Source organism: Brachyspira hampsonii, assembly GCF_001746205.1.
Classification (GTDB): domain Bacteria; phylum Spirochaetota; class Brachyspiria; order Brachyspirales; family Brachyspiraceae; genus Brachyspira; species Brachyspira hampsonii_B.
This window is the reverse complement of the sequence record NZ_MDCO01000009.1, coordinates 199,718-220,173: the sequence shown is the minus strand read 5'-3', so window position 1 is coordinate 220,173 and position 20,456 is coordinate 199,718. Positions and strand designations below refer to the sequence as shown.

Annotated in this window: 18 protein-coding genes; 10 read left to right on the top strand and 8 right to left on the bottom strand. The window is 26.9% G+C overall.

Translation table 11 applies throughout. The features are described 5' to 3' along the window. Positions 1-89 precede the first annotated feature (89 nt). On the bottom strand, positions 90-3,479 hold the full coding sequence (locus BFL38_RS06190) for a UvrD-helicase domain-containing protein (protein ID WP_069726238.1): 3,390 nt from the start codon (positions 3,477-3,479) through the stop codon (positions 90-92). A 121-nt stretch (positions 3,480-3,600) separates the two neighbouring features. Here BFL38_RS06190 and BFL38_RS06185 point away from each other — a divergent pair, with 121 nt between their 5' ends. The 4 genes from BFL38_RS06185 (at position 3,601) to BFL38_RS06170 (ending at position 7,693) form a co-directional block, all read left to right on the top strand. After that, complete coding sequence (locus tag BFL38_RS06185; protein WP_069726237.1) at positions 3,601-4,719, top strand: AI-2E family transporter; 1,119 nt, start codon at positions 3,601-3,603, stop codon at positions 4,717-4,719. 26 nt (positions 4,720-4,745) lie between these two features. Further along, the gene (locus tag BFL38_RS06180) at positions 4,746-5,735 is read left to right on the top strand and encodes a glycosyltransferase family 9 protein (RefSeq protein WP_069726236.1); all 990 of its coding nucleotides are present in this window, start codon (positions 4,746-4,748) and stop codon (positions 5,733-5,735) included. Positions 5,736-5,903: 168 nt separating this feature from the next. Further along, positions 5,904-7,139 (top strand): DUF6175 family protein, encoded by a 1,236-nt coding sequence (locus BFL38_RS06175; protein ID WP_069726235.1) that lies wholly within the window; start codon positions 5,904-5,906, stop codon positions 7,137-7,139. An 8-nt stretch (positions 7,140-7,147) separates the two neighbouring features. Continuing rightward, positions 7,148-7,693, top strand: a complete 546-nt coding sequence (locus BFL38_RS06170) for an epoxyqueuosine reductase QueH (protein WP_069726234.1) — start codon at positions 7,148-7,150, stop codon at positions 7,691-7,693. Positions 7,694-7,700: 7 nt separating this feature from the next. On the opposite strand, the gene BFL38_RS06165 is transcribed toward BFL38_RS06170, so the two are convergent. From BFL38_RS06165 to BFL38_RS06155, 3 genes are all read right to left on the bottom strand, one after another. Then, positions 7,701-8,069 (bottom strand): helix-turn-helix domain-containing protein, encoded by a 369-nt coding sequence (locus tag BFL38_RS06165; RefSeq protein WP_083249395.1) that lies wholly within the window; start codon positions 8,067-8,069, stop codon positions 7,701-7,703. A 196-nt stretch (positions 8,070-8,265) separates the two neighbouring features. Then, positions 8,266-8,454 carry a putative motility protein gene (locus tag BFL38_RS06160; protein ID WP_012672081.1) on the bottom strand — a complete coding sequence of 63 codons (189 nt, stop codon included), beginning with the start codon at positions 8,452-8,454 and terminating at the stop codon, positions 8,266-8,268. A gap of 245 nt (positions 8,455-8,699) precedes the next feature. Then, positions 8,700-8,897 (bottom strand): hypothetical protein, encoded by a 198-nt coding sequence (locus BFL38_RS06155; RefSeq protein WP_008726841.1) that lies wholly within the window; start codon positions 8,895-8,897, stop codon positions 8,700-8,702. A gap of 265 nt (positions 8,898-9,162) precedes the next feature. Here BFL38_RS06155 and BFL38_RS06150 point away from each other — a divergent pair, with 265 nt between their 5' ends. Together BFL38_RS06150 and BFL38_RS06145 are read left to right on the top strand one after the other, a co-directional pair. Further along, on the top strand, positions 9,163-10,851 hold the full coding sequence (locus tag BFL38_RS06150) for an FAD-dependent oxidoreductase (RefSeq protein WP_069726233.1): 1,689 nt from the start codon (positions 9,163-9,165) through the stop codon (positions 10,849-10,851). A 176-nt stretch (positions 10,852-11,027) separates the two neighbouring features. Then, positions 11,028-11,633 carry a metal-sensing transcriptional repressor gene (locus tag BFL38_RS06145; protein WP_008724214.1) on the top strand — a complete coding sequence of 202 codons (606 nt, stop codon included), beginning with the start codon at positions 11,028-11,030 and terminating at the stop codon, positions 11,631-11,633. Between the two features lie 45 nt (positions 11,634-11,678). On the opposite strand, the gene pyrF is transcribed toward BFL38_RS06145, so the two are convergent. From pyrF to BFL38_RS06130, 3 genes are all read right to left on the bottom strand, one after another. Beyond that, positions 11,679-13,034, bottom strand: a complete 1,356-nt coding sequence (gene pyrF, locus BFL38_RS06140) for an orotidine-5'-phosphate decarboxylase (RefSeq protein ID WP_069726232.1) — start codon at positions 13,032-13,034, stop codon at positions 11,679-11,681. A 72-nt stretch (positions 13,035-13,106) separates the two neighbouring features. Continuing rightward, a complete protein-coding gene (locus BFL38_RS06135) occupies positions 13,107-14,018 on the bottom strand; it encodes a dihydroorotate dehydrogenase (protein WP_069726231.1) in 912 nt (303 codons plus the stop codon). A gap of 15 nt (positions 14,019-14,033) precedes the next feature. After that, entirely contained in the window at positions 14,034-14,807 is a 774-nt protein-coding gene (locus BFL38_RS06130) for a dihydroorotate dehydrogenase electron transfer subunit (RefSeq protein WP_069726230.1), read from the bottom strand. 253 nt (positions 14,808-15,060) lie between these two features. On the opposite strand from BFL38_RS06130, the gene BFL38_RS06125 reads away from it, so the two are divergent. Further along, positions 15,061-15,702, top strand: a complete 642-nt coding sequence (locus BFL38_RS06125; RefSeq protein WP_256097209.1) for a CAP domain-containing protein — start codon at positions 15,061-15,063, stop codon at positions 15,700-15,702. Between the two features lie 81 nt (positions 15,703-15,783). On the opposite strand, the gene BFL38_RS06120 is transcribed toward BFL38_RS06125, so the two are convergent. After that, on the bottom strand, positions 15,784-16,593 hold the full coding sequence (locus BFL38_RS06120) for an ATP-binding protein (RefSeq protein WP_069726229.1): 810 nt from the start codon (positions 16,591-16,593) through the stop codon (positions 15,784-15,786). Positions 16,594-16,812: 219 nt separating this feature from the next. Between BFL38_RS06120 and BFL38_RS06115 the strand changes: the two genes are divergently transcribed. Genes BFL38_RS06115 through BFL38_RS06105 form a run of 3 tightly spaced genes read left to right on the top strand, consistent with a single transcriptional unit; the run spans position 16,813 to position 20,433 of the window. Beyond that, positions 16,813-17,856, top strand: a complete 1,044-nt coding sequence (locus tag BFL38_RS06115) for a vWA domain-containing protein (protein WP_069726228.1) — start codon at positions 16,813-16,815, stop codon at positions 17,854-17,856. 14 nt (positions 17,857-17,870) lie between these two features. Beyond that, complete coding sequence (locus tag BFL38_RS06110; RefSeq protein ID WP_069726227.1) at positions 17,871-18,746, top strand: tetratricopeptide repeat protein; 876 nt, start codon at positions 17,871-17,873, stop codon at positions 18,744-18,746. Continuing rightward, positions 18,715-20,433 (top strand): BatD family protein, encoded by a 1,719-nt coding sequence (locus BFL38_RS06105; RefSeq protein ID WP_069726226.1) that lies wholly within the window; start codon positions 18,715-18,717, stop codon positions 20,431-20,433. The genes BFL38_RS06110 and BFL38_RS06105 overlap by 32 nt, the downstream gene beginning before the upstream one ends. Positions 20,434-20,456 lie beyond the last annotated feature (23 nt).

The window sequence follows — 20,456 nt, the reverse complement described above, 5'->3', positions numbered from 1 at the left end:
ATAGTAATAATTAATGAAAATATGTGTTTATAATATAAAAATATAGTGTATTTTTTATAGAATTGTATTAAAAAGTTAATAGTTACACTCTATTTTAAAAATATAATATCAGTTTTTATTTTATTTTTATCTATATTAGGATATTCTTCTTCAAGAACCTTTTCAAACATAAATTTATAAGTATTTAATTGATATTGATATTTTTTTATATTATATTCGTTTTCTTGAGCTACTTTATAATCTAAAATATAATATTCATCATTTTTATTTTTAGTTATAATATCAATTTTTCCTGTTATTAAATCTTTTCCGTTATAATGCTGGAATGTATGTTCTCTTGAAATTATTTCTTCATTTCCGCTTAATATATTTTGTATGTGATAGTTTTCAAATAACTTTTTGAATGCTGTATTTAAACTTTCTGTTAATTGTTCTTTACTATAATGGTTATTACTTTTTAGAATATGTGATTTTATTTTTTCCAAATATTTTTCTTTTTCTTTTTGATATTTATCAAAGTTAAAATATTCAAGCATTTTATGTATTATTATTCCTATATCTTTATATGATATTACTTCTATATCATCATTATACTGATTATCTGTATTATTTATATCATTTTCTAATTTTGATATTTTTCTATCTAATAGCTCTGATATATTAACATAATTTTTATTAAAAATATTATTTAAAGAAGGATTAATATTTTTTATATATTCATTGCTGTTTTCTTTTTTATTTTCTTTTGAAATACTGTCTATTTTTTGTTTTATTTCTTCGGCATTTTTAATATTTATCTCTTCATTTGGTTTTACTGATAATCCGTATAAATATGTACTAATAAATTTATTTTCTATATTATCAATTTTTATCAATCCTTTTGTCTCTTCGCTTATAATATCTGCTTTATATTTTTTTGTTTCATTATTAAGATATTTATCTAAATATGATCTGTATGTTTCTTCTTTTGTATGCTCTCCTGAAAGTATTAAATTATTTGATGCTCTTGTTAGTGCCACATATAATAATCTTCTTTTTTCTGAAAGTTCGCTTTTTTTATTGTATTCCGTATTTAAAGCAGAAAAATCTACACTGTAATGTTTATTTTTTACAGGAAGTTTTATGAAAGATGCATCTGCTATAAAATCAAAATCTGATAAATTAGATTTTATATATCCGCCTACCCCTGCCGCAAATACATTATTAAATTCAAGTCCTTTAGATTTATGTATAGTCATTATCTTTACAGATTTTACAGATAATTTTGGTATTGCAGAGTATGCTTCATTATCATTGGTATTTTTGATATTTAATACAAAATCATAAATATTATTGCCTGTTTGATTTTCAAAATCATTTGCTATTTTTTTTAATTTTTCTATATTAGCATAAGAAATTTCGGCATCATTCATAGTCATTAAATAATTATAAAAATTCGTATCAATACATATAGTTTCTATTATTTCAGCGGAATTCATCTTATGTATTTTACTTTCTATATTATTTAATAATTCTTTGGCAGTTTTTAATTGATTATAATAACTTTTTGACTTGGCTATACTTTCTATTTCTTTGTATTTATTTTCATCATATACCATTTTGGGAAAATAGTCTTTTATATCCAAATTTTTTACATATAAACTAAATAAAAAATCTGATAAATTACCTATATCAATATCAAATAATTCGCTTCTAAGTATTTCAGGAAGTTTAGCATGATCTCTTAGTATCAAATATTCCAAAAATGTTTTTATTAATACTATTTCTTCTCTTGAGTAGAATTTATTTCCGCCGTCTATATAGTATGGTATTTTATAATCTGATAAGGCTTTTAAATATTTATCTAATCTGCTGAATGTTGGAAGAAGTATAACAGTATTTTTATAATCATCGCTGTAATTATTTTTTATATATTCAGCTATAGCATAAGCCTCTAATTCTGTTTTATCATCTGCATATAAATGAATACTTTCATCTTCTATATTATTATTAAATATTAGTAAAGATACTGCTTTATTATCTGTTTTTTTATTATAATCCAGATCATCTTCATCTTTATAATTGATATCATCATTTATAAATACAGTGCTTTTAAATAAATCATTAAAGAAATCTATCAGCATAGAATTGCTTCTATAATTGTCTTTTAAATATCTTACATAATTGCTGAAATTTTCCTGAGTATTAGTGAAAGCATTTACATCAGCATTTCTAAATCTGTATATAGACTGCTTTCTGTCTCCTACTATCATTAATTTTTTATCTGTTTTTGATGTTTCTGTTATCTCTCTTTGTCCGAATACTATTAAATTTATGAAATCAAACTGCAAAATGCTGGTATCCTGAGCCTCATCTAGTATTAATGCTGATATATTATCTCTTATCTCTTTTGATACCGCATCATTTTCTAATGCTTCTATGGCTTTATACATCATATCTTCATGAGAGTATATTCCTATATTAGATTTTACTTTTTCTATATGATTGTATGTTTCTTTTATAAAGTCTATTACTGCTTTATAATTTTCTTCATTATATAATATATTAACATAATTAAGCATAGATACAGTGCATTTTTTTAAATCTTCTAATACAGCCTTAAACTCATCATGTTTAGTATTTCCCAATTTGGCACTCGATACATCTGACAATGCAATTCTAATATATTCATAATCTTCCAAAGTTAATTCTTTTATTTTTTCTTTGTCTTTTATCAAATCAATTTTATTAAGAAGAAGAGATATTCTATTTTTACATTCTGTTATAAGTTTTCCGCTTTTTAAATTATCATTTATAAGTTCTATGCTGTAATTATATATGTTATTATATAGCTTATCATATTCTTTATCATCTATTTTTATGATTTCTAATGCTTTTTCTTCAAATCTGTTTATATTTTCAAGTCTCGGCTTTATTTTTAATAGGAAGTTCAGTATTCTTTGAGCAAATTTATTTTTACTATCCTCTGTTGATATTCTATATAGAGATCGTATTGTCTCAGCATGTTTTGATTGTCTTAAGATATTTAAAATTTCACTTTTTAATGTTTCCTGAATATCAATGCTTTCTTCCAATATTGCCATATTAGGAGGTATTGAAAGATACATTGCATTTTCCATAGCTATAGAATTGGCAAATGCATTTATTGTTGAAATTTTAGAACTTGTAAGTATATCTTTATAAACATTCTGCCAATATTTTTTTTCTTTTAAATATTTTTCATCATCAGTATTTTTTATACTTTCTATTTTATTTCGTATTTTGGATCTTATTCTAAAAAGCATTTCATTAGCTGCTGCTTTTGTGAAAGTAATAACTACTATATTGGAAACTTTTTCTTTATTTTCTAATAGTTTTAAATATATTTCTGTTATAGTGCTTGTTTTGCCCGTACCTGCTGAGGCATTAACAAAGCATAATCCATTATCTTCAAAACATTTTATTATATCTTTTTGCTTATCATTTAAATTGAATACCATTTTTATATAATAACATAAATATTTAATAATTCAAATTAAAATGCTTGAAAAATATATTATATATATTATTATAAAAACATAATTAATTTCATTGATTAGACTTTTTATTTTTGGAGATTTTATGAATAAAAACAATATAGGCTATATTTTCTTTATAGCTTTTATATTCCTGTCTATGTTTATAATGTATAAATTATTAAGACCATTCGGAATGATAATATTTTTTGCCGTTGTTTTTTATGTCATATTAAATCCTCTTTTTATAAAGGCTATGGGAAAGAGTTATAAAAAAACAGATAAAATCTCCATAATTAAAAAAAATACTTTAGCATTACTTTTTTCTCTCATATCTCTAATTATATTTTTAGTTCCTACAAGTGTATTAGCTTATACTATAATAGTTCAGCTTATAGATATTTCTAATATTGGTATTAAGTATTTCATGAATTTAGATGTTAATGAGGTTATTAATAATTCCAGCGTAAATAACTTCCTTAAATCTCTGCCTATAGATGTATCTATGGAAACTATATTAAAAAGAATACAGGATTCTTCTCTTTCAAATTTAACATTTATAAGTTCATATCTTACTCAAAATGTAGCTGGTTTATTAAAAAGTACAGGCGGATTTGTAAGTTCATTTATATTTATGATGTTTTCTTTATTTTTCTTTTTTGTAGACGGAGAATATTTGATAGATCAGGTAAGAACATTAATTCCTATAGAGAGAAAATATATTGACAGACTTATAAAACAGGTTTCTGAAGGTATTAAGGGAATAGTTTTCGGTAATTTGTTTACAGGAATATTTCAGGGTTTTTGTGCTTTTATAGTATATACTGTATTTGGTGTTGCAAATTCATTTACATTTGCATTTCTTACTATAATAGCATCTTTTATGCCGATAATAGGAACTACAATAATATGGATTCCTTTAGGTGTATTATTTCTAATAGATGGAGAAGTTATCAAAGCTATTATATTTATAGTATGTTCTTGGATATTTATTACCATACCGGATAATTTTGTTCGTCCTCTTCTTCTTGGAAACAGAATAGAGCTTCATCCATTATTTATTTTCTTTGCTATACTTGGAGGTGTATTATTTTTCGGACTTTCAGGAATAATATTGGGACCTTTGAGTTTTATACTATTCTTTGAGATTATGAAAATATACAATGAAGAGAGATTATTAGAAGAAAAAAAAGAAAGGATTGCCAAAAGAAGAAGATTATCATAGTATAAATAAGCATAAGAGTTTTACGTATGACAAAGATATTGATTATAGGAATGAATTATATAGGAGATACGATATTTATAACTCCGCTTATAAGAGCTTTAAAAAAACATTATAATGACTGTAGTATTGATGTTGTAAATGGTATAAGAGGAATAGATATTTTAAGAGAAAATCCTTATATAAATAATATTATAATTAGAGATGATAAAGTATCAGAATATATAATCAGTCAAAATTATGATATAGGAATTTCTGCCACAACCGCATTTTATGGAGCTTCACTTTTATATAAAGCAAAAATACCAATAAGGGCAGGAGTAAACAGTGAATGCCGCGGATTTCTTCTTAATAAAAAAACTTCTTGGAAAAAGCATAAAAGGCATATAGTAGATACAATTCTTTCTGTATTGAAGCCTATGAATATAGAATCTGATGGTATTAATACAGAGATTTTTTTAAGTGAGAAAGAAAATGAATTCGGTATTAGTAAAATGAAAAATTATAACAATGCATTGCTTGTTCATGGCGGAGCCACCAGAGTAAGTAAGAGATATGGTGCAGATAATTTTTCAAAACTTATAGATTTATTTTATAAAGAAAGAAAAGTTCCTATAATATTAATAGGTTCTAAAGATGATTTGGATTTTTCTAATGAAATGAATAAAAGATTGGGAAATATAATAGCTGATGATTTTACTAATAAATTGAGTATTAGAGAGCTTATATCTGTGATTAAACATTCTTATGCATTGATTGGAGGAGATAGTGCTCCTTTACATATAGCTAATGCATGCAATATATATTCTATAGGTATATTTGGAGATACTTTGCCATTGATTTACGGAGCTAGGGGAGAAAAAGCCGTTAATATAGAGGCTAGAAGAAAATACTGTACAGCATTAAAAAGTTTTCGATGTGAATATATAAAAAGAGGCTGCAAAACTATTGACTGCTTAAAAAAACTTGATCCTGAAGAAATTCTGCCTACACTTTTGTCTGTTTATAAAGATATTTGATTTTATTTTTACAAAGTATTATTTTATGAATTAAATTTATTATATTTTCTTTCTTGAAAAAATATAACTTTATTATAAAATATATGTTAATAATAATATATTTGCTTAAAAATATTATTTTTTACTGACAATAGTTTTATATAAATATTAATTGAGGTTTATGACGGCATGAAATTTAATAAGTTATATCTATTTATATTTTTATCTTTATTTTTTGTATCCTGTGCTACAACTTCTAAAAGCACATCTAGCGGCGGTGTATATGTGGGCGAAGATACAGGAGAAATAGGAATAGTTAATAATTGGAAGAATCCTGATTTTAAGGGCGGAAAAACTACAAAAATAACTGCTGAAGGTTATGCTTCTGCTGACGGAAGAGGAGAGGCTGATGCCATAGAGAGAGCTATTGAGAGTGCCAAAAGAAATGCGGTTGAACAGGCAGTTGGTTCTATAGTTCAGGGTAATACTTTAGTAGAAAATAACAGACTTATAAGTTCTAAAATATACGATAATACAACGGGTTATATATCTTCGTATAAAGTTATTAATATATCTAAATCCGGCTCTGTTTGGTATTCTAAGATAGAAGCTACAGTTGGAGTGGATATGATACAGGATAATCTTCAGGCAATGGGCATACTTATGGATAGGAAAAATCTTCCTCTTATAGTTGTGCTTGTTACAGATGAAACAGGAAACTTAAGCGAATCTTTTAATGTAGAATTAGAAAAAAATATGAGTGAAAAAGGATTTAAATTTGTTAGTGCTTCATCATTGCAAAGTGTAATGAGAAGAGAAAATATAAGCTATGAAGATACAAGAGGTTCTCGTTCCTCATCATCTATAAAAAAAATAGCCGATGCCACAGGAGCACAAATAGCAATAATCGGAAAAGCTGATGCTGCTTTCTTTACAACCATACAAGGCACTGCTATGAAAAGTTATAGAAGCGATATTGCAATAACTGCGATTAATATATCAGATTATACCACTATAGCCCGTGCTACACATCAGGCAGGAGGTGTGGGAGGAAGCGATAAAGATGCCCATTCTATAGCTTTGGTGAAATCTGCAGATTATGTATCAGATGATTTCGTTAATCAAATAGTTAATAAATGGCAGAGTGAAGTTCAAAACGGCACAGAATATACTATATATGTAAACGGACTTGATTTTGACGAATCTATTGGTTTTGAAGATGCGTTGAAAAAGAATATAGGAGGATTAAAAAATATTTATAATAGAGGAGTATCAGGAGAATCTTCCCGATATGTTGTTACTTATGTAGGAAGCAGCAGGGATTTAGCTGTTGATATTAATTCTAAAGCTAAAAATATGGGCTATCAGATAATAATAAGCAGTTTTGATGATAAGACTATCACTTTAAAGGCAAGTAAGAGGTAATTTTAGTTATGGAAATTAAAGAAAAATTAGTTGTTCATACTTGCTGTGCTGTTTGTATGAGTTATCCGCGTACTATTTTAGAGGATTATGATTCTGTATTTTATTTTTATAATCCTAATATATATCCCATTGAAGAATATGAAAGAAGAAGAGATGAGTTTATAAATTATGCTGAAACTTTGGGTATAAAAACTTATATATCTGAAGAAGATGATGATGTTGAAAAATGGTACAATGATATAAAAGGTTTTGAGAATGAGCCTGAGAAGGGGGCTAGATGCAGCATTTGTTTTGAGCATAGAATGAAAAAGGCTTTTGAATATGCCTCTAGTATAAATGCTAAGTATGTTGCTACTGTAATGACTGTAAGTCCGCATAAAAATAGCAAAGTTATTGAAATGATAGGTAAAAGTTTAGCTGAGAATTATGAAGGTATAGAGTATTTGCATTTTGACTTTAAGAAAAAAGATGGATTTAAAAAGACTAATATAATAGCTAATGAAGCGGGGCTTTACAGACAGCATTATTGCGGATGCGAATTCAGCATAAGATAATTTAATATTAATCATTTATTTTTTTTTCTTCATTTTTGATGATATCATTTAAATGATCTATCATATCACCTATGAAATCTAATTTGCTTTCTTCAAATTTTTTAAGTTTTTCTGATATGGCAAATATTTTTTCTTCTGAAGATTGTAAATTGTATGGCTTAATATTTAATAGCATATCCGGAGAAGTTTCTAAAGCTCTGCAGATTTTATTTAGATTTTTAATTGATATGTTTCTATTTCCAACTTCAACACCTTGAAGATATTTTCCAGAAAGCGAAGATTTTTCAGCTAATTCATCTATGGTCATTTTTTTACTTTTTCTTAATTCTCTTATATTTTGTCCTAGATTTTTTAATACTGCTTGTGTATCTATCATAAAAAACTCCAATTTATGCTTGTCTATCTGTACTTATAATATATAAAAATTTCAATTAAAAAAACAATTTATAATTTGACTATTAGTGAAAAAAGTATATTTTTAGCATTTTATAGTTGGTATGTTTTATTTATTATTAAATAAAAAAGCTGCCAATAATACATATCAGCAGCCTTAAAAAATTACTTTACTTTAATTAAGCATAAGTACTTAATCTTTCACCTACACCAGGTCTCATAGGTGCAGAAACAGCTTGAGGCTGAATGCTAGTCATAATCTTGTCAACAGCCTGAGCTTGCATGTCTGAAGTTTTTCTTATCATGCTTAAAGAAATATCTTGTTTAAGAATTCCTGTAGAATAAGAACTATAAGCTGAAAGATCCATATATTACCTCCATTTAATTTATAAATTAAAACAAATTTACTATGTAATTGTAAATCAATGTAAGATTAAATCAAGGAAAATATTAAAAAATATTAAAAAATAAATGCTGTAGAATATGTTATGATAACAATAAGTTTACATAATATAGTTTTTGCTTAAAAATTATGACCAATTATGTCTTTATTATTTTTATTTTTTATCAGCTTAAGAAATAGAACTTTTACATAATTGGTCAAAACTAATAATTAAGCATATACATCCAAAGTCTTTCCAATATTGTTGTTTATAGGAGCAGATGATCCCTGAGGAGTTACCATACTTGCAACTTTATCAGCAGATTGGGCTGAGCTGTAAGCTGAAGAGTTGTAAACATTTAATCCTGCAGAAGTCATATGTCTAGTCAATGGAAACATTTCAGATGAATAAATAGAATAAACTCCCATTTAATACCTCCAAAGACTTATTATACATATAATATCGGAATATTTATTATTAAAATAAACATAAATCTAAAAAATGTAAAAAATATATTAATTTATATATTTTAAACTTTAAGTGAAAATATAATTCATTATCATAGCAGCAATCTTATTTAATATAGTATTATGATATTTTTTATTATATTTTTCATTAAAAATATTGACTTATTTTTTAATAATACATATACTAGGTATATTAATATAAAATATTATCAGGGAGTTTTTTACTATGAAAAAAATATTAATAGTAGGCGGTGTTGCAGGCGGTGCTTCTGCAGCTGCAAGAATTAGAAGATTGAATGAAGAAGATAAAATAATAATGTTTGAGAAAGGACCTCATGTATCTTTTTCTAATTGTTCACTTCCTTATCATATAGGAGGGCTTATACCAAATGAAGAAACTTTACTTTTGATGAATCCCGAGAAATTTTTAAAACAATTCAATGTAGAAGCGAGAGTTAATAGCGAGGTTATTGCTATAGACAGAAAAAATAAAGAGGTTGTAGTAGTATCTGAGGGAAGGGAATATAGAGAAAGCTATGATAAACTTATACTTTCAATGGGTGCTAAGCCTATAGTTCCTCCTATAAAAGGAATCGATAAAGTTAATGTATTTACAGTAAGGAATGTTGTTGATATAAGCAAGATACATAATTTTCTTAATGGAAAGCCAAATGCTAAAGTATCCGTTATAGGCGGAGGATTTATAGGTATTGAGATGGCTGAAAACTTAAAAAAAGTAGGATATGATGTAACTATTATAGAAGCATTGCCTCAGATAATGAAGCCTTTTGACTATGATATGGTTCAAATTCTTCATAGAGAAATTATGGATAATGGAGTTAATTTAATAGTTAATGATAAAGTTGATAGCTTCGATACAAATACAGTTATTTTAGCTTCAGGCAAGAAAATTGAGGCAGATGCAGTTATTCTTGCTATAGGTGTTGCTCCTGAAACTGATATTGCTGTTAAAGCTGGAATAGAATTAGGAAAAACAAAAGCAATTAAAGTTGATGCTAATTACCGCACCAATGACAAAGATATTTATGCAGTCGGAGATGCTATAGAAGTTTATAGTCCTTTATTTAATGATTATTACAGACTTCCTTTAGCAGGTCCTGCTCAGAAACAGGCTAGGGCAGTTGCTGATCATATTAATGGAAGAACAGTTGATAACAGAGGATTTATAAGTTCATCAGTTATTAAAGTATTTGGATATAACGGAGCTTCTACAGGACTTTCTGAAGGATTTATTAAAGCTATGAATTTGAATATAGATTATGATACTGTAGAAATTATTCCTTTTGACGGCGTATCAATTATGCCTAATTCAAGATTAATGCATTTTAAACTAATATACGAAGTACCTACAGGAAAAGTATTAGGTGCTCAGGCTATAGGTAAAGGAAATGTTGATAAGAGAATAGATGTTATAGCAACTGTTATAAAATTCGGCGGAACTATAGATGATTTAAAAGATTTAGAATTATGCTATGCTCCTTCATTCGGCACTGCTAAAGATGTTGTTAATTTTGCTGGTTATGTTGCTTCTAATTTAAGAAACGGAGATTATAGACAAGTTCATTTCAGCCAAGTAAGAGAATTAGTAGAAAAAGATGCTTATTTCCTAGATGTAAGACCTACTGAAGATTTTGCGGCAGGACATTTGGAAAAAGCTGTTAATATACCTCTTGGAGCTTTAAGAAGCAGATATAATGAGATACCTAAAGATAAAACAGTATATGTAACTTGCAAAACAGGTTTAACTAGCTATACAGCATGCAAAATACTTCAGAATATAGGATTCAATAATGTTGTTAATGTTTCAGGCGGATTTGTAGGGTTATCACAATATGAATATTTTAATGATAAAACTACAGGAAGAAAACCTATATTAACAGGATATTTCAGATAAATTTATATTTGTATACCTTAATAATAAATATAAAGAGCCGTTTTTTTTATCAAACGGCTCTTTTTTTACTATAAATGTGTAAATTCAATTTTTTTATTAAAAAAATGTTTTATAATTTTATTTTTTTTGTATTATATTATATAATACGAGTGTATACTTTTAACAAGGATTGAAATATGTTAATAGAAAATGATTTAAAAATATTATCTCCTTCTGAAGCCGATGAAATCATCAATAGTACAGACAATATAGTAATATTAGATGTTAGAACGGAAATGGAACATAATTATGAAGGTATGATTGAAGATTCTGTTTCTATGGATTTCCTTAAACCAAGAGTGTTTAAAAGAGAAATATCTAAACTAGATAAAGAAACACCATATTTATTATATTGCTCTATTGGTAAATTAAGTATGAAAGCAGCAGAATATATGAAAGAAGAGGGCTTCAAAAATCTTTATATATTAGAGGGCGGATTAAAGGCTTGGAATAAACATTTTGGAGATAATAATAGGGTTTCTAAATTTGATAGGGAAGAAGCTGTAGAAAGAAGAAAAAGACTGATTATTAGATTAAACCGAATTGAAGGTCAGATTAAGGGAATGAAAAAAATGCTTGCTAAAGGTGAATATTGCGGAGATATACTTAATCAGTCTTTAGCGGTTAAAGCTGCTATGGGAAGTGTTAATCAGGAAATTATGGAAGTGTTTTTAAATACATGTATGATTTCACCTAAAGAAAAAGATGATTTCTTTAGATATATGAGAAAACTTATAAAGTAATTATTTTTTCAGCAAGGGATAATCCCTTGCTTTTTTATTTATTTTTTATTTACCCCAAGAATCCGGATTTTTATTCCATTCCAAAGCCTTAGATAATTCTTCTTCTGTTATATATTTTTCATCTTTAGCTATTTCCATAAGAGATGAGAAATTAGAAAGAGATGAGAATTTAATTCCGGCTTCTTCAAAGTTTTTATATGCTTTTTCAAATTCATAAGAGAATATCGCTATAATTTCGAGTCCTATAGCTCCTTCAGCTTTAGCTGCTTCAAATGCCTTTATAGAACTTCCTCCTGTAGAAATTAAATCTTCTATCAATATTAATTTTTTGCCGTTACATTCAGCACCTTCTATCTGCTTTCCTCTGCCATGTTCCTTTTTTTCAGCTCTTATATAGCATAATGGTTTATTAAGTTCATAAGCTATAAAAGAAGCCCAAGGTATTCCTGCTGTGGCAGTACCAGCTATAACATCAAATTCTTTATCTTTTAAAATATTTACAAAAGCATCAACTATAATCTTTCTTTCTTCAGGAAATCCTATTACATATCTATTATCACAATATATGGGGCTTTTTATTCCAGATACAAATGTAAAAGGCTCTTTAACATTAAGTTTAACCGCTTTAGTATTTAGTAAAGCACTAGCTATTAATTTAGATTTTGATTTTTTATTATTTTCCAAACCTTCAGCAATTTCTTCAACTATCATTTTGCATGCTTTAACTCTGTCCTCATTTCTTGTAATAGGTCTTCCAACAACAAGATAATCACAGCCGTTTTCAATAGCTTCCTTAGGAGTCATAACTCTTTCCTGATCATCAGTGCTTGCCCATTTAGGTCTTACTCCCGGACAAATTGTTCTAAAATTTTCTCCGCATTCTCTTTTTATTACAGCAGCTTCTTTTGGAGAGCATACCACTCCGTCAAGTCCTGATTCTTTTCCTAATTTAGCCCAATTAACTGCCAAATCTGTAAGTGCCAAATTAGAACTGAACATATTTTTTACATCATTTTCAGAAAGGCTTGTAAGTATTGTAACGCCTATTATTAAATTATCCTTATTAAGTTTTTTTATCTCCTGTACAGTTTTTTCCATCATTTTTTTACCGCCGCTAGTATGTACATTAAACATAAATACATTCTGTTTAGCTGCAAATAATGAGGCCATAGCTGTTGTGTTTGGTATATCATGAAATTTCAAATCTAAAAATACTTTTTTGTTTTTGCCGGCCAAATATTCTATTATTTCTCCTTTAGTGTATAAAAATAGTTCTAGTCCTACTTTATAAAATACAGCTTCGTCTCCAAGCTCATCTATAAGTTTGGCCGCCTCTCCCATAGAATTAAAATCTAATGCTATAATTAATCTTTCTTTTGGATTTTCACTTAATTTTGTCATAATTTATCCTTTATAGTTATTTGTAATTAAATTATTTCAAATAAGAATTGATTTTTATTTGAAATATAAAAGTTATAAATGTGCTGCTCCTATTATATCTTTTATATTATCTATATTATTTTCTTTAAGATAATTATCTACTCCATTAATAACTTCTATAGGAAGCACAGGGTTTGAGAATATACCTGAACCTATAGAAACTAATGAAGCCCCTGCCATTATAAACTCTAAAGCATCATTATAATTAGTAATGCCTCCCATACCTGCAATAGGAATTTTTACAGCTTTATATACCTGATAAACCATTCTTACAGCTATAGGTCTTATACAAGCTCCTGATAATCCTCCAAATATATTTCCTAAAAGAGGTTTTCTTGTTTTAGTATCTATTTTCATTGATAAAAAAGTATTAACAAGCGATACACTGTCAGCACCAGCATTTTCTACACTTTTTGCTATGCTTGCTATATCTGTAACATTAGGAGATAATTTTACTATAAGAGGTTTTTTAGTGAGAAGTTTTTTTACAGCTTTAGTAGTGGATTCTGCACTTTCACAGCTTGCCCCAAAAGCCATTCCTCCATTCTTTACATTTGGGCATGATATATTAAGCTCCACAAAATCTACTCTTTCTATTTCATTTGCTATTTCTGCAACTTTCATATATTCTTCTATAGAAGCTCCGTTTATATTTAAAATTATAGGAGTATCATATTTTATATTTTTTACTATATTATTTTTAAAATATTCTATTCCCGGATTTTCAAGCCCTATACAGTTTATCATACCAGATGGAGTTTCTGCTATTCTTGTTCCTTTATTGCCGTCTTTTTTATCTAATGTTATTCCTTTTAAATTAACTGCTCCAAGTTTATTAACATCAAAATAATTATTATATTCTTCTCCAAATCCGAAACAGCCTGAGGAGGTTATAACATTATTTTTTAATTCTTTGCCTAAAAAGTTTATATTTAATCTGCTCATAATACTATCCGTTATTTAAATATTTAATAATTTAGAATCAAATACAGGTCCGTCATAGCAAACCTTTTTTAATGCATATCCGTTTTCAGAATTAATATCTTTTATTTCTATATTACAGCCTAAACATGCATTAACTCCGCAAGCCATTCTCTCTTCAAGAGAAGCATAGCAAAGTACATTATTCTCATTAGCTATATTTACTATTCCTTTCATCATAACAGTAGGTCCGCATGTATATATAATATCAAAATTTTTTTGTTTTAATAATTCTTTTGTTTTGTCTACTGTATTGCATTTATCTCCAACAGAGCCGTCATCTGTTGTGATGTATAAGTCAATACTGCTTGTATCAAATCTTGTTATTATTTTTATTGCACTTTCATTAGCTCCGCCCATTATTAAAGTTATAGAGTTATTATTTTTTAATAATTTTTCTATTAATAATTTAAATGGAGCTATTCCCATTCCGCCTGCTGCTAATAATATTTTTTTATCTTTTATTTCGCTATTAAATCCATTACCCAAAGGTCCTTGAATATTAATAATATCATCTTTTTCTAACTTTGATAAATATTTTGTACCTTCACCCTTTACTTGATAATAAAATTCTAATATATCATTATCAATATAATGAATACTTATAGGGCGTCTTAAAAATGTACTGCTTTTAAGCATGAAAAATTGACCTTCTTTTGCATGTTTAAAGCTTTCTTTAGACTTTACTTTAAGTAAATACTTATCATCTGATATTTGTATATTATCTGTTATAATACAATCTTCTAAAAACATTTTTTACCTTTCAATTTTTTTCTATAAAAAAAGAATACATCTTCTTTTTATAGAAAATTGTATTCTTTGAAAATATATTTTTTTAAAAATTATTATTTATAAAAATAAATAATATCTTTCATAAAAATTGAATATATCATATATCTATAAAAATTCAAGTACGGCATTAAAATAATTTTATTTTGATATAGATATTATAAATAAAATTGTTATACTAAAAATTAAATAAAAACAAAGGTTTAAAAGGTGTAAAATGAAAAACTATATTTTAATTTTTTTATTGCTGTTTATAATATCTTGTAATAATACTGCTACTAATCCTAGTAATAATGACACTTCAAATAATAATTCAAATACTGATTCAAATAATGATGATTTGAATAACAATAATAATAGCAACAATAATAATAATAACAATAATAACAATAATAATAGCAACAATAATAATAATAACAATAATAACAATAATAACAATAATAACAATAATAACAATAATAATTCAATAAGTCCTGATGCTCAGGCAGTATTCAGCTTAGTCAATCAAGAAAGAATCAAAGCAGGACTTACAGAATATAAATTAGATGACAAATTATGCGAAGCTGCAAACCAAAGAGCTAAAGAGATAGTAGATAAATATGATCATGTAAGACCTGACGGAAGAGAATGGGATACGGTGCTTGATGAATATGGATTTAATTCAAAAGCTTATATTAGAGGAGAGAATATAGTTGCTATGAGAGAAAGTGCCTCTTCAGCTATGAATGCTTGGATGAACTCTCAAGGACATAAAGACAATATTTTAGCTGATTATTATACAACCATTGGTATTGGGGTTTATGAGTATAATGGAAGTAAGTATTGGGTTCAGATTTTTTTGAGTGATTCCTATATTTAAAATAAAAAATACTATTTTCTTCATTTGTGAGAAAATAGTATTTTTCTATTTATTAAACTATATTTAATAAAAAATATATTATTAAATTATATTTCCATCTATTGAAATTATATATTCTTTAATTATTATATTTTTATTAGCAATTTCAAGAGCCTTCTGCACTATCATTTCAACTCCTCCGCAGCAAGGAACTTCCATTCTTACTATAGATATAGATTTGATATTTTTATTTGTAAATATGTTAGCTAATTTTTCTATATATTCATCTATATATGTATCTAGTTTGGGACAGAACATTAAAAGAGTTTTATTTTTCAAAAATCTTGAATGAAAATTCGGATAAGAAAAAGGCACGCAGTCGGCAGCTATTAATAAATCAGCATTATCTAAATAATTAGCATTAGGGTTCATTAATTTTAATTGTATAGGCCAATTTCTTAATTCAGAACTCATTTGTATATTATTATTTTCTCCTCTGAATTGATTTCTCATATCTTTTTGCATACTTCCCTGACATCCGCAGGCTTTATTTTCTTCCATATTTGGAACCTCCATATTATTATCTTTTAAATAGTTTACAGCTTCATTAAAGAGCTTATCTTCACCATGATCTCTTAAATGTTCAAGATGTGCTTTTATGACATTAACTCCGCCTTTTACAATATTTTCCATTACTTTGCTTTCATCATATTCTTCGGCTTCTCTCTCTTCTATTTCCATAGCATTTTCAGGGCAAGCCTTTATACAAGCACCAAGCCCATCGCAGAATAAATCGCTTATAAGTCTGGCTTTTCCGTCTATTATCTGCAAAGCTCCTTCCGGACAGTCTGGTATACAGATTCCGCATCCTGTACATTTATCCTCATCTATTTTTATTATTCTTCTTTTCATTTACAATATCCTCTATTTATTTTGTGATATCTTTTAGGAGCAATAATAGAATATTTATATATAAAATTCTATTGCTAAGGCAACATATTAATTAAAAATCACAGCATAGTTTTTTAATATATTTAAAAAATAATGGTTATTATTATCAAAGATTAGCATATTGATATTATACTAAATATAGGTATAATATTAACAATATTTTATATAAATGGAAACAGTATGTTTTTTGGAGATTTTAAATTTATAATTTTGTATGTATTTCTTCCTGTACTTATAATTTTATTTATTATGTCAAGGAGAAAAGTACATAAGGTTTTGTCAATATTTACTAAAAACTTGAATTTTCAAAATGATAAAAACTATAAAAGAATATCAAATTTAAGAATATTTTCTATTATATTTATGATACTTGCATCTGCCAGCTTAATATTTGCTTTGATGCAGCCTAAATGGGGAATAATAGAGCAGAAAATAAAAACAGATAATTACATGGTAACTATAGTATTAGATTTGTCAAGATCTATGGATGCTGATGATGTATGGCCTTCCAGACTTGAAAGAGCTAAATTAGAAATAGAAAAATTTATAAAAACAACCGATAATTTATCTGTAGCATTAGTTGGTTTTGCAGGAACAAGTTTTATAGCTTCGCCTTTTACTCAGGATATGGAAACTTTTACTTATATACTTGATAATTTGACAACTAAATCTGTTACTTTGCAAGGTACTAGAATATCAGATGCTTTAGTTACTGCTAAAAATACTTTTAATGTAGATGCGGTTAGTAAAAAATCTATTATCTTGATAACTGATGGCGAAGATCATGGCGGTTATTTTGATGACATATTAAAACAATTAAATGAGATGAATGTCAGTGTATATACTGTAGGTGTAGGGACTGAAGCAGGTGCCAGCATAAGTACCGATTTAGGAGTAAGAGAAAAATCTGTTATTTCAAAAAGAGATGATAATACATTAAAGTTAATAGCTGATTCCACTCATGGAAAAAGCTATATTGCAGAAAATGTTTCGCTTGAAAGTATATTTAATGATATGAAGCAGAATATGGATAGTGTTTCATCTGTGAGAAATAATAGAAGCTATAAAGAAAGATTTCAAATATTTTTAGCTATTTCTGCAGGTCTGATATTTTTGGCAAGTATATTCAGTATTTTAACTCAATTAAAGGTGAGGGAAACTATTAAAAAGAAAATAATAAAAGATAAAATACTCAATAGACAATCTGAAGTTAGCAATTATTAAGAGGAATTATTAAAATGAAAAAATGCAGTTTATTAATTATAATATTTTTATTCAGCTTTATTTCAAACATATATGCTTTTTCATTTAATGAGTTTACTGCAAAACTTGATGTAGACAGAGCAAACAGACTTATGAAGAAAGGAGATTATGACGGAGCTGTAACATTATATGAAAAGGCTTTAAGTAAAGTGCCAAATTCGCCTGAAATATTTTATAATATGGGTACTACTATGTCTTCTATAGGAGATATGAACAGTGCTGTACAATTATTTGATATGGCTAAAAAAAGTTTTACAGATAATACTAGTAAAGAAATGAAAAGTTCAGTACATTATAATGCAGGACTAACTAGGATTGAAATGAAGGATTATCAGGGTGCTATAAATGAATTGGTAGAATCTCTTGTGAATACTCCTAATGATAACAATTCCAAAATGGCATTGGAATATGCACAGAAAAAATTAGAAGAGCAAAAGCAGAATAACAATACAGGTCCAAGCTCTCAGCAAAATCAAGATCAGAATCAGGACGGACAAAGCGATAATAATAAGAGCGGTTCAGGAAATAATGATCAAAATAATCAAGATAATCAGAATAATGATAATCAAGGCAATCAAAATAATCAGGACAATCAAAACAACGATAATCAGCAAAATCAAAATAACCAAAATAGCGACGGAAATAATGATAATCAGAATAACAATGGCGGGGATAATAATCAGGATAATCAAAATAATCAGAATAATAATGGCGGAGATAATAATCAAAATGACAATCAGGACAGTAAATCTGATATAGACAGATTATTAGAATCTTTAAGGCAGTATAGAAAAGATAAAGATAATGGAGATCAGTATTATGGCGGAGGCAGAATTGATAAGGATTGGTAATACAGCTTTAAAATATATATTGGCAGTATTTTTTATTGCTTGCTCATCTTTATTTTCTCAAACCAGCATCAATGCGAAAATATCGGACACTAAAGTTGGTGTAGGCGAGGTGTTCACTGTATCAGTAACTATAGATAATAGTACAGGAAGAGTTTTAATAGATGATATGCCGGGACTTACATTAAGAGGTACATCTCAGTCTATAAATATGATGTATTCTTCTGGTACTTTCAAATCTATAAAAACATATAATTTTACTTATGTTGCTAACAGCGAAGGTAAATATAAATTTGATAATATAACTGTAAAAATTAATAATAGAACTTATATATCCAATCCTGTAGAAATAGAAGTTGTAAAAGCTCCTACCAGAAATGATGATTCTTATACTCCAAGCGGAAACAGATTCAATGATTTTATGAATTATTCAGATGATATATATGTGGATAATATTATTAATAAAAAAGAAGTATATCTCTATGAGCCTATATACATAACACAAAAGGCTTATACTCATATTCCTGTTACAGTGCTTGGTTTTTCTAAGATACCTGACAGAACAGATTTTATTTCATATTCAGATTCTTCAAAGTATAATACTTTTACTGAAATAATAGATGGAAAGAGAGTAAGCAGCATACCATTAAAAAGAGAAGTGCTTTATCCTGTAAAAACAGGTACAAAGGATATATTAACTACTCCATTTGTTTTTGAAAAAGACGGTATGTTTTATGACAGAGTACAGTACGGAGAAGATACTTTTTCTGTAAAAGTTATTCCGCTTCCTGATAGAAAAGGTTTTGAAAATTTTTCAGGTGCAGTAGGAAATTTTATTTTTACTGCAAAGGCAAATAAAACTAATGTTGCTGTAGGAGAGGAGCTTTTAATTACAATGGAAGTTACCGGTGAGGGTAATACTTCTATAATAACAATGCCGAATATTAATGATAATATTACAAATTATTTTTCTGTTTATCAGCCTAAAATATATGAAACTAATTGGTTTGATGATAATAAAATGCTTGGCAGAAAAGTTAAGGAGTATATTTTAGTAGCTAAAAATGAAGGAGCTTCTTCGATTGCAAGTATTAATTTCTGTTATTTCTCTCCTAATGATAAAGCTTATACTAATATACATTCTAATCCGATAAGTTTAACAATATCAGGAAATAAAATTAATAATAATTCATTTGTTAATAATGACGGTGAAGAAATAAATACAATAGCGGTGAGAGATACATATCTGAAAGAAGATAAAAATTTTAAAGTATTAAGTATTAATATAGTTTATATTTATATATTAATATTGATAATTGCTGCTTTGATTATTTATAATGCTAAAAAATTTAGTAATATAAAATTTTCATTGGCTAAAAAAGATAATAAAGATAATAGTATAAATGATATTTTTAATTATTATAATTCTAATAATCGAAAGGAATACTGCAAATCTGTAGAAAATCTTTTATTAACTGAAATAAATAATAAATTTAATATACAATATGATAATGTTTTTTATGATAAATTAAAAGATTATATTGATTATGAAAAGGCTGATGAAATAAAAAATATAATTGACAGATGTAACTTTGAATTATATTCAGGAAAATCTTCAGGCAATGAAGATTATCATACAAAATCCATAGAATTAATAAAATATATAAAAGAATTAAAAATTAAAAAATGAATTTTATGATAGGTATATATTGA

Coding starts and splice junctions, on each gene's coding strand:
- BFL38_RS06190 (WP_069726238.1), bottom strand. CDS start 3,479: ATGGTATTCAATTTAAATGATAAGCAAAAAGATATAATAAAATGTTTT.
- BFL38_RS06185 (WP_069726237.1), top strand. CDS start 3,601: ATGAATAAAAACAATATAGGCTATATTTTCTTTATAGCTTTTATATTC.
- BFL38_RS06180 (WP_069726236.1), top strand. CDS start 4,746: ATGACAAAGATATTGATTATAGGAATGAATTATATAGGAGATACGATA.
- BFL38_RS06175 (WP_069726235.1), top strand. CDS start 5,904: ATGAAATTTAATAAGTTATATCTATTTATATTTTTATCTTTATTTTTT.
- BFL38_RS06170 (WP_069726234.1), top strand. CDS start 7,148: ATGGAAATTAAAGAAAAATTAGTTGTTCATACTTGCTGTGCTGTTTGT.
- BFL38_RS06165 (WP_083249395.1), bottom strand. CDS start 8,069: ATGATAGATACACAAGCAGTATTAAAAAATCTAGGACAAAATATAAGA.
- BFL38_RS06160 (WP_012672081.1), bottom strand. CDS start 8,454: ATGGATCTTTCAGCTTATAGTTCTTATTCTACAGGAATTCTTAAACAA.
- BFL38_RS06155 (WP_008726841.1), bottom strand. CDS start 8,897: ATGGGAGTTTATTCTATTTATTCATCTGAAATGTTTCCATTGACTAGA.
- BFL38_RS06150 (WP_069726233.1), top strand. CDS start 9,163: ATGAAAAAAATATTAATAGTAGGCGGTGTTGCAGGCGGTGCTTCTGCA.
- BFL38_RS06145 (WP_008724214.1), top strand. CDS start 11,028: ATGTTAATAGAAAATGATTTAAAAATATTATCTCCTTCTGAAGCCGAT.
- pyrF (WP_069726232.1), bottom strand. CDS start 13,034: ATGACAAAATTAAGTGAAAATCCAAAAGAAAGATTAATTATAGCATTA.
- BFL38_RS06135 (WP_069726231.1), bottom strand. CDS start 14,018: ATGAGCAGATTAAATATAAACTTTTTAGGCAAAGAATTAAAAAATAAT.
- BFL38_RS06130 (WP_069726230.1), bottom strand. CDS start 14,807: ATGTTTTTAGAAGATTGTATTATAACAGATAATATACAAATATCAGAT.
- BFL38_RS06125 (WP_256097209.1), top strand. CDS start 15,061: ATGAAAAACTATATTTTAATTTTTTTATTGCTGTTTATAATATCTTGT.
- BFL38_RS06120 (WP_069726229.1), bottom strand. CDS start 16,593: ATGAAAAGAAGAATAATAAAAATAGATGAGGATAAATGTACAGGATGC.
- BFL38_RS06115 (WP_069726228.1), top strand. CDS start 16,813: ATGTTTTTTGGAGATTTTAAATTTATAATTTTGTATGTATTTCTTCCT.
- BFL38_RS06110 (WP_069726227.1), top strand. CDS start 17,871: ATGAAAAAATGCAGTTTATTAATTATAATATTTTTATTCAGCTTTATT.
- BFL38_RS06105 (WP_069726226.1), top strand. CDS start 18,715: ATGGCGGAGGCAGAATTGATAAGGATTGGTAATACAGCTTTAAAATAT.